Raw genomic sequence first — 244 nt, 5'->3', positions numbered from 1 at the left:
TGATGGTACTCAGTAAATCAATTTTCAAACTTGATAATCGTTTCTTAGTCTTAACCAAGCCACAATTGTGTTTTAGTCGCATCAATGATGCTAAGCGAAATCGTGTCTAAAGCCGCTTCACTGATCGTTAATGGTCCTTGCATCAATTCATCACGTCTAAACCAATGCAAAGTGATTTGTTCGCCAAGGGTTCGACTTTGCAGTTGCTGTTCAAATTGACTGGTTACTTGCAAGTGGTCTGCTG

1 pseudogene is annotated in these 244 nt (G+C 40.2%); it reads right to left on the bottom strand.

Annotated elements, in window-relative coordinates:
• Positions 1-50 precede the first annotated feature (50 nt).
• Positions 51-244: pseudogene (locus tag AAEZ22_RS18565) on the bottom strand (M61 family metallopeptidase); the annotation flags it as partial.

Origin of the sequence: Pseudoalteromonas sp. 20-MNA-CIBAN-0454 (genome assembly GCF_040308685.1) — a bacterium.
Classification (GTDB): domain Bacteria; phylum Pseudomonadota; class Gammaproteobacteria; order Enterobacterales; family Alteromonadaceae; genus Pseudoalteromonas; species Pseudoalteromonas nigrifaciens.
Note: the sequence above shows the minus strand (reverse complement) of the source record. Positions and strands in the feature narration are given on the sequence as shown.